Source organism: Peptoniphilus sp. (assembly GCF_022767005.1).
Taxonomy (GTDB): domain Bacteria; phylum Bacillota; class Clostridia; order Tissierellales; family Peptoniphilaceae; genus Peptoniphilus_A.
In genome coordinates this window covers 1-8,602 of record NZ_JALEOV010000105.1, presented here as the reverse complement: position 1 = coordinate 8,602, position 8,602 = coordinate 1, and the positions used below count along the sequence as shown (strand labels likewise).

General features: G+C 29.3%; 9 protein-coding genes and 1 pseudogene. 9 read left to right on the top strand and 1 reads right to left on the bottom strand.

Annotation, left to right across the window (positions count from 1 at the left end):
- The 8 genes and pseudogenes from tuf to MR285_RS08120 form a co-directional block, all read left to right on the top strand.
- Positions 1–130: pseudogene (gene tuf, locus MR285_RS08155) on the top strand (elongation factor Tu); the annotation flags it as partial.
- A 656-nt stretch (positions 131–786) separates the two neighbouring features.
- Positions 787–1,992, top strand: a complete 1,206-nt coding sequence (locus tag MR285_RS08150; protein WP_075659930.1) for an aconitase X catalytic domain-containing protein — start codon at positions 787–789, stop codon at positions 1,990–1,992.
- Entirely contained in the window at positions 1,992–2,396 is a 405-nt protein-coding gene (locus MR285_RS08145; RefSeq protein ID WP_075659931.1) for a DUF126 domain-containing protein, read from the top strand. Before MR285_RS08150 ends, MR285_RS08145 begins: the two co-directional genes overlap by 1 nt.
- 16 nt (positions 2,397–2,412) lie before the next feature.
- The gene (locus MR285_RS08140) at positions 2,413–3,453 is read left to right on the top strand and encodes a TRAP transporter substrate-binding protein (RefSeq protein WP_075659932.1); all 1,041 of its coding nucleotides are present in this window, start codon (positions 2,413–2,415) and stop codon (positions 3,451–3,453) included.
- 55 nt (positions 3,454–3,508) lie between these two features.
- Positions 3,509–4,021 carry a TRAP transporter small permease gene (locus MR285_RS08135; RefSeq protein WP_075659933.1) on the top strand — a complete coding sequence of 171 codons (513 nt, stop codon included), beginning with the start codon at positions 3,509–3,511 and terminating at the stop codon, positions 4,019–4,021.
- A gap of 1 nt (position 4,022) precedes the next feature.
- Positions 4,023–5,291, top strand: a complete 1,269-nt coding sequence (locus MR285_RS08130; protein ID WP_075659934.1) for a TRAP transporter large permease — start codon at positions 4,023–4,025, stop codon at positions 5,289–5,291.
- A 16-nt stretch (positions 5,292–5,307) separates the two neighbouring features.
- A complete protein-coding gene (locus tag MR285_RS08125; protein ID WP_293559824.1) occupies positions 5,308–6,279 on the top strand; it encodes an NAD(P)-dependent oxidoreductase in 972 nt (323 codons plus the stop codon).
- 35 nt (positions 6,280–6,314) lie between these two features.
- Positions 6,315–6,989, top strand: coding sequence for a GntR family transcriptional regulator (locus tag MR285_RS08120; protein WP_293559823.1), 675 nt, complete (start codon positions 6,315–6,317; stop codon positions 6,987–6,989).
- 316 nt (positions 6,990–7,305) lie between these two features.
- Here MR285_RS08120 and MR285_RS08115 read toward each other — a convergent pair whose 3' ends face one another.
- On the bottom strand, positions 7,306–7,497 hold the full coding sequence (locus MR285_RS08115; RefSeq protein WP_293559822.1) for a hypothetical protein: 192 nt from the start codon (positions 7,495–7,497) through the stop codon (positions 7,306–7,308).
- Between the two features lie 901 nt (positions 7,498–8,398).
- Here MR285_RS08115 and MR285_RS08110 point away from each other — a divergent pair.
- On the top strand, positions 8,399–8,602 hold a 204-nt coding region (locus tag MR285_RS08110; RefSeq protein ID WP_293559821.1), incomplete at its 3' end, for a hypothetical protein.

Genomic DNA, 8,602 nt, shown 5'->3' with positions numbered 1-8,602 from the left:
GCCAGGAGACAACTCCACATTTACAGTAACACTAATCACACCAATAGCAATGGACGAAGGATTAAGATTTGCCATTCGTGAAGGTGGAAGAACAGTAGCATCAGGAGTAGTATCAAAAATTCTTGACTAATTCCAAAGAATTAAATACAAATAGGAGCAGGCAACTGCTCTTCAAAACCATAAAAAAGCGGGCAAAATAGCCTGCTTTTTTGCATTTAAATAGCTAAAACAAGAAAAGCTATAGTCTAGATTCACTAAAAAGATAGTGTAAAATTCTATAATAAATAACAAAAAGAAATAGACAAATATAATTTGATTATTCTAATAAAAATAGCATTCATATAGCACCTATTCAATATAAAAAGTATTATACAAACAATAAAAGAAACATAGGGAAGTACAGTATATAGATAGCCTTTAGGATTAGATTTTATGACAAAGTGTCAAATTTCACAAGATTTAGTCAAAATTACAGAAGATTCAAAGACATAAAGCTATTAGATTCAATAATAGATAATAATATACATAAAAACAATTAAAAAAGATTATTACGAAGAATTTATCATAACTTAAACTTAACTAAGCATGACTGAAAAGCACAAAAAATAAAAAATGTATAGAAAAAATTATCTCATAACTTACTAAAAGAGCTTCATTTGATTTGATAATTTATTTTTATAATAAAAAAGGGAATTTCTTTTAATATTATGTTGACATAGTAAAGCAATAGATGTATACTTCTAGTATACATGAAATTGTTTTCATGAGAAAGAGAGGAGAGGTATTTTGAAATTAACAAAAGATCAACAAGATTTATTAGATGGCAAGTACGGTGAAGGTGCTAAACTTGCAATGAAAGTACAAGTTGCAATAGGAGAATCTTTTGGGGCAGAGAGGATGGTTCCAATAACAAGGGCTCATGTAGCATTAAGTAATCAAGATGCTGATTTATGGTTAGCGGAAAAAATGGTAAATTTAGGAGCTCATTGTAGAGTTTCACCAACAGTTAATCCCGGATGGGGAATTCCTTATTTTAAAAAAATGAATATTGGAGATAAGGAAGATTATGAGATGATGCAAAGGACTCATGAAGCATATAAAAAATTAGGTGCAACATTGAGTTATAACTGTACTCCATACATAGATACAAATGTGCCTAATTTTGGAGAAATAATAGCTTTTTCAGAGTCCAGTGCTACACCATATGCAAATTCAGTGTGGGGTGCAAGATCTAATAGGGAAGGAGCTAACTCAGCTTTATTTGCTGCAATAACTGGATATGTACCAGAGTACGGTTTACTTTTAGATGAGAATAGAAAGGGAACTATTTTGGTAGAGGTAAAAGCTGATATGGATAATGACTATGATTATCATATGTTGGGGATGTGTGGTAAAAAGATAGGTCATGGAATTCCCGTTTTTGTAGGTTTGCCAGAACATATTAGTAAAGAAGCGTTAAGGAATTTGGGGGCCCAACTAAATACATCCGGAGCATATGATATGTATCATATAGTTGGTTTTACTCCAGAAGCTCAAACTCTAGAAATGGCTTTTGGTGGAAAAGAACCAGAAAGAAAAGTAACAATAACAAATGAGGATTTTGAAGAAGTGTTAAAGGATATTTCTTTAGAAGGAGAAAGAGAAATTGACTTTGCTATGTTTGGTTGTCCTCATTTTACACTTGATGAAGTAAGGCATATCTCTGAAAGAATTAATGGTAGGAAGTTAGAAAAGGAAATGTGGATTTTAGTTTCATCTCATGTAAAACATCTTTGTGATATTATGGGATATTCTGAAATCATGGAAAAACTTGGGGCTCATATTGTACCTAGTACTTGTCCAGATCAACCAATTTGGAAATTTTTAAAAGGAAAAGTTGGGGTAACAGAATCTCCTAAATGTGCTTATTACCCTAAACGAAGAGGAATCGATTTTGTGATAAGAGATTTAGACACATGTATTGATGCAGCATTAACAGGGAGGGTTAAATAATGAGTAGAGTTTATAAATGTCATAAAATATCTGATGGAAGAGTAGAAGCAGAAGTAACTATATCCAAAGATCCAATAATGTTTTATTTATTAGAACCAGGAACAGGGAAAATGATTGAACCTAACCATGATTTTACTGGAAGGAGTATGTCTGGAAAAATTTTAGTATTTCCATCAGGAAAAGGAAGTTCAGTTGTTCAAGCCGATGGTTTATTCCAATTAATGAAATATAATAATCAGCCTGCTGGGATGATTGTGAAGTATCCAGAAACAGTTTTAGTAACAAGTGCTATTATTTTCGAAATACCACTAGTAGACAAAGTTGATACGAAGTTCTACGAAGATATTAAAGAAGGTGATAGGATTATAATTGATGCAAATAAAGAAGAAATAACGATTTTATAATAATTAAGGAGATATTATGAAAAAGATTTTAAAAATTATAACAATTTTATTAGTTGCTGTTGCTATTACAGCTTGTGGAAGTAAAGGTAAGGCTAACAAGACATCTGATACGGCAGAAAGTACAAAAGCAGCAAAAGGAGATGTAATAATTAAAATAGGTCATGTTGAACCTGAAAGTAGGTCAACTCATAAGGCTTTGCTGAATTTCAAAAAGAATGTTGAAGAAAAAAGTAAGGGAAAAATTGGTATAGAGATTTATCCAAATGGTTCCTTAGGTGGAGATGTTCAAATGACAGAATCTGTAGCTATGGGGACATTACAATCAACATTGCCATCAACTTCTGTTCTAACAACATATTCAGAAGAATTTGGTATTTTAGATATGCCTTATCTTTTTAAAAATAGTGAATCTGCTTTTGCTGCGTTAGATGGAGAAGTAGGAGAATATTTTAATAAAAAGTTAGAGGAACAAGGAATTCATTGTTTAGGCTATGCATATAATGGACCTAGATCAACAACAACAAATTCAGGACCTATTGAAAAACCTGAAGATTTAAAGGGAGTCAAAATGAGAGTTATGGAGAGCCCAATATTTATTGACTTTTATAAAACATTAGGAGCAAATCCTACTCCAATGAGCTTTACAGAATTATATACAGGTTTACAACAAGGAACTGTAGAAGCACAAGAAAATCCACCATCTTTAACATTTGCAAATAAATTTTATGAGGTTCAAAAGTATCAAACTATTGATGAACACGTTCATAACTTTTTGCCATTTTTAATTAATAAAAATGTCTATGACTCTTTGGACAAAGATATGCAAGAATTGCTTGAAAATGAAGCAAAAGTTTTTGTTGCAGAACAAAGGAAGATTGAATTAGAAGATAACGTTAAAGCGATTAAAGATCTTGAAACAGAAGGAAAACTTACAACTAATGTATTTAGCGATGATCAAAAGTTAGAATTCAGAAAAGCTTTACAACCAATGTATGATAAATATCAAAAACAATTTGGAGAAGAATTATTTAATTTGTGTGAAAAGTATAATAAATAAACAACTATAATTTAGAAGAATTGGATATATCCAATTCTTCTAAAAGGAGTAAAATATGAGAAATTGTTTAAAAAAATTCAATAAGATTGAAGAAATTGTCCTAGTAAGTAGTTTAGTTATTAATGTTGCGATAGTATTTATGCAAGTTATAATGAGATATTTCTTTAATACATCGTTAGCATGGTCTGAGGAACTGTCTAGATACATATTTATTTGGCAAGTATGGCTTGGAAGTAGTATAGCATATGTTGACAATCAACATATTAGAGTGGACTTGATATTTAGCATTTTTAAATCAAAAAAAGTTCATAAAATTTTACACTTAATAATTAATATTATATGGCTTACTTTTAATGTATTTTTAGTCTATGTAGGAATAAAACTTCTTAAATCTATGAGCGCAAGAAATGCATTATCATCAGGGATGCGTTTGCCATTGGTATATGTATATTCAGCACTCCCTGTGTCATCTTTTATTCTAGTTTTTAGAATTTTTTTTGATACTATAGATACTATTACAGGAAAAAAAGAAGGTATAATAAATAACGAAGAAATTGAGGAGATTTAGTATGGAGTCAATGGTATTATTTGGAATATTTTTCGTGTTATTAATATTGGGAATTCCAATAGGATATGCAATAGGTATTTCTACTTTAGTAAACATTGTAAGTTTTACTGACATGCCAACAATGATGATTGCCCAGAATTCAATTGCTGGCGTAGATTCTTTTCCTTTATTAGCTATTCCATTTTTTATGTTAGCTGGAAATTTGATGAGTAGTGGAGGAATAGCAAAGAGACTAGTAGATTTCTTTCAATCTTTTATTGGACATATAACTGGCGGATTGGGTATGGTTACAATTGTAGTTTGTATGTTTTTTGCTGCAATATCCGGATCAGCAGTCGCAACAGTTTCTGCAGTTGGAGCATTTATGATTCCGCAGATGGTTAATCATGGATATAGTAAAGGATTTTCAACAGCTCTAACAGCTGCAGCAGGTACAATAGGAGTTATTATACCACCTAGTGTTCCTTTTGTAATATATGGTGTTGTTTCAGGAGCATCAATAACACAAATGTTTACAGCTGGTTTCTTGCCAGGGATTTTAATGGGCATAGCATTAATGATTGTATGTTATATTGTATCAAAGAAAAATGGGTATAAAGGTAATGAAAATAGAAAAAGTCTGAAAGAAATATTTCATTCTTTTATTGATGCATTTTGGGCTATAATGTCTCCAGTAATAATTTTAGGTGGAATTTATGCAGGAGTATTTACTCCAACAGAAGCGGCTGTTGTTTCGGTAGTATATTCGTTTGTAGTAGGTGTTTTTGTTTATAAAGAATTAAATTTGAAGGAAGCGTATAAGTCTTTTAGAGATGCTATAGTAGTTAATGGGGCAACTACTTTTATGGTAGGATTGTCTACAGCATTTGCTGCGTTGTTAACAATGGAACAAATTCCTATGAAAATAGCAATGTTTATTACATCTCTTAGTGATAATGGTATCGTTATTTTAATTTTAATTAATATATTCCTAATTATTGTAGGAATGTTTATTGATAATATACCTGGTACAATTATCCTGACACCTATATTATTACCAATTGTTTTAAGATTAGGAATGAGTCCAATAACTTTTGGTATAATGCTAACTATGAATTTAGCTATTGGTTTTTGTACACCTCCTTATGGAATCAATTTATTTGTTGCAACGGCTATTTCTAAGGTAGGAATGAGTGTATTGACAAAAGAAATAATAAAATTCATATTAGCTTTAATTGTTGTATTAATGTTAGTTACGTTTGTACCATTAATTACAAATGTATTTTTATAAAAGGAGATTTATTAAAATGTTAATTTGGATTATAGATGAAGAGTGGACTAATTACGATTTGGAAAAAGAGTATTTGCCAAAAGCTTTTGAAAATGTTGAAATAAGGATTTCAAATTATGATTATGAAAAAGATCTTGAGGAGTTCGGAAGTAAAGTTGATGCTATTTTAGCACAAGTTTACGCTGATATTCCTAGAAAAACAATAGAAAAACTGGATAATTGTAAAGTCATATCGACATATGGAGGAGGATATGATAGGATTGATCTAGAAGCATGCAAAGAAAAAGGAATAAGAGTTACAAATATACAGGGATATTGTGCTGAAGACTTAGCAGATTACACTCTTGCAGCTATTTATTACTATAATAAGAGAATACAGTTTTATTCTGATACATGTTTAGAGAATGTAAAAAATGGTAAGTGGGGCTCTCTTGTAATAGAAGAACCTAGACATAGAATTTCGAAAGAGAACCTTGTCATTGTTGGATTTGGAGCTATAGGAAAAGCTATAGCTAATAAGGTTAAGCCTGTTGGAATTAATGTTTATGCCATTGATGATTTTTTAAGTGAAGCAGAGATAGCTAAATATGGAGTTAAAAAAGTATCTTGGGAAGAAGGATTTAAAATTGCGGATTACGTTAGTGTAAATTTAAAAGGAATTGATGCTAATAAAGATAAAATCACTATGAATGAATTTAAAATGATGAAAAAGACCGCTCATATAATTAATACTTCTAGAGGCAAAATTATAAAAGAAACAGATTTGATTGAGGCAATTAAAAACAAAGAAATAGAAGGTGCTATTTTAGATGTTGTGGCTAATGAGCCTCCTAATGGGAATGAAAAAATTTTTAATCAAAAAGGTATTTTGGTAACACCTCATATTTCTTATATTTCAATAGAGTCTATGAAAGCTTTAAAAGAATTTGCATTAGGAAATTTAGAGGCTGTTTTAAAAGGTGAAACTCCGAGAGATCCTGTTATTTAAGGGCCTGTTTTTTAAACTAATTAAGTGGGGTTGTAATGACGAGAGTAAAATTAAAAAGTAGGGAAACTCTTTCAGATAAAGCTTATAGATTCATAAGAAATTCGATAATATCGGGTGATGTAAAGGGTGGAGAATTATTAACTGAAAAAAGCATTGGAGAACAATTAAACATGAGTAGAACTCCAGTTAAAAGAGCACTCACTAGATTAGAACAAGAAGGATATTTGAAAAGTGTAGATGGAGTGGGCACAATTGTACTAGAATTATCTCTAAAAGATTTATCTGATATTTATGAGGTTAGAATTGCCATTGAAAAAATAGCAATGAGAACTTCAATAAAAAATATAAAGGATTATGAAATTAATAAATTAGAAAGAGATTTATATAAAATATTAGAAGATAAAAGTAATAATAAATATATTTCTGAGAAATATTTGATAAGTAAAGATGAAGAAACTCACAGGCTTATTTTAGAAAATTCTGCGAATAATTATATTAAAACTATTTATTCGAGTATAAAAGGACAAATTGATAGATATCAACATGAAGCTTATGCCTTAACGGATACAACGGTGGAAAGTACTAAATACCATTTAGAAATATTAAAATGTATAAAGAATAGAAATTTAGAAGAAGCACAAGATATTTTAGAAAAGCATTTAAAATGGTCATATGAGGTTTTAGTAAATGAATTTACAAGATTAATTTAATAATGAAGAGTTTTTAGGAGTCTGATTATTTTAAATAATAGGCTCCTTTTATTTTTCTATTAATGTTTATTTTATTATCTAAGTTAAAAAAGTATTAGTTACATTAAAAACTTTATATATGATGAATTACAAATAATATTGTGCCACTTAGAGCAAACTAAGTTCGTATAAAAATATTTCAAATGGAGTTTGATAGTTTAGGCGCTTTCTAGGTATACTATTAAGCTCCATTAAATTTTTAATTAGTTCATTAACTGATATTTTTGCTAAATAGGTCTTCTTTGGATAATATTCTCTTAAAAGTCTGTTTGAATTTTTATTTGTTCCTCTTTGCCACGTTGAATATGGATCTGCAAAGTAAAAAATATATTCCATGATTTCCGATTTCTTTGTAACAAGAAATCTCTTTGCCTCTATCTGATGTAAAAATTTTTAAAGCTGCTTTAGGGAAAGATTTGATTAATTTTTGTATTGCTTCATATATTGATTCTTTTGTTCTATCTTTCATAGGTATTACTATATAAAACTTAGATTTCATTTTTACAAAAGTTGCGAAGCATCCTTTGCTTTTACCCCTTGATGATATAACTGTTTCTAACTTCCAATGTCTAAAATTAATTTTATTTTTAATATCTTGGGGTCTTTTCTTATTGATTTTCCGATGTTAAATTTTTCTCTTGTTTCTTTAACTTTTCTAATTTTAGCTTTTTTTCTAAGTTTTATTATATCAAAATTAATAATACCTGAATAAAGTCAATTATATATTGTTTTAAAGCTTATCAAGCGTTTTAATATACTTCCTGAAATCTGCTCTGGAGACCGTTTTGAATTTAATTTTTCTATAATTATTTGTTTTAATGATTGACTTGCTTTATTTTTTCGCCACTTAAATGAAACCTTAAACTCTTTATCTTTTTGAGCAGCATTAGCTAGATATTCAGAATCACAGCTATTAAGTTTTCTAGTAATTATAGAATGATGGTGTCCTAAAATTTTCGCTATTCATCTAGAGGAATAGTCCTCTTTATGTAAAACCTCTATCTTATTTCTTTCATTTAGTGTAAGATATTTATGACTCATATTAACCTCCGTGTGTGTTTTTGTCGTTATTAACATTTTACACGAAGTTAGTTAATATGTTTTTTTGTTTTTCAATTAGTGTCGCATTTAATTTTATAACTTATCATGTAAAATTCAAATTAACAAAATATCTAAAAAATGTAAAATATTTAATTATTTACAAAAGCATATATAATAGGCATGTTATCGAGAAATGCTTGAAATATGAAAAGTTTTCATGTATTTAGATAAGTTGTGATATCGTTTTTTTGTTTATTTTTTATGGAAATAAAGACTCTTATATAGTATAATTTTAGTTACGAAATGGTTACTAGAGAGATGGGGGTAGTATGCAAGAAAAGAAACTAAATTTCGAAAATAGTCTTGAATATCAATTTTTGTATAATGACGATGCAGATTCGATTTTCTTGTTATTATCTTGGTTAGAGAACAGATATATAGGCGAAAGCCTTGTTCCTAAATATACAGTAACCAAAGCTCTATTAACAGGGCTTAGACGAAGTATAAGAGGAAGAAAAGATAAGAAATCTATC

Coding starts and splice junctions, on each gene's coding strand:
- MR285_RS08145 (WP_075659931.1), top strand. CDS start 1,992: ATGAGTAGAGTTTATAAATGTCATAAAATATCTGATGGAAGAGTAGAA.
- MR285_RS08125 (WP_293559824.1), top strand. CDS start 5,308: ATGTTAATTTGGATTATAGATGAAGAGTGGACTAATTACGATTTGGAA.
- MR285_RS08135 (WP_075659933.1), top strand. CDS start 3,509: ATGAGAAATTGTTTAAAAAAATTCAATAAGATTGAAGAAATTGTCCTA.
- MR285_RS08130 (WP_075659934.1), top strand. CDS start 4,023: ATGGAGTCAATGGTATTATTTGGAATATTTTTCGTGTTATTAATATTG.
- MR285_RS08120 (WP_293559823.1), top strand. CDS start 6,315: ATGACGAGAGTAAAATTAAAAAGTAGGGAAACTCTTTCAGATAAAGCT.
- MR285_RS08140 (WP_075659932.1), top strand. CDS start 2,413: ATGAAAAAGATTTTAAAAATTATAACAATTTTATTAGTTGCTGTTGCT.
- MR285_RS08115 (WP_293559822.1), bottom strand. CDS start 7,497: ATGAAAGATAGAACAAAAGAATCAATATATGAAGCAATACAAAAATTA.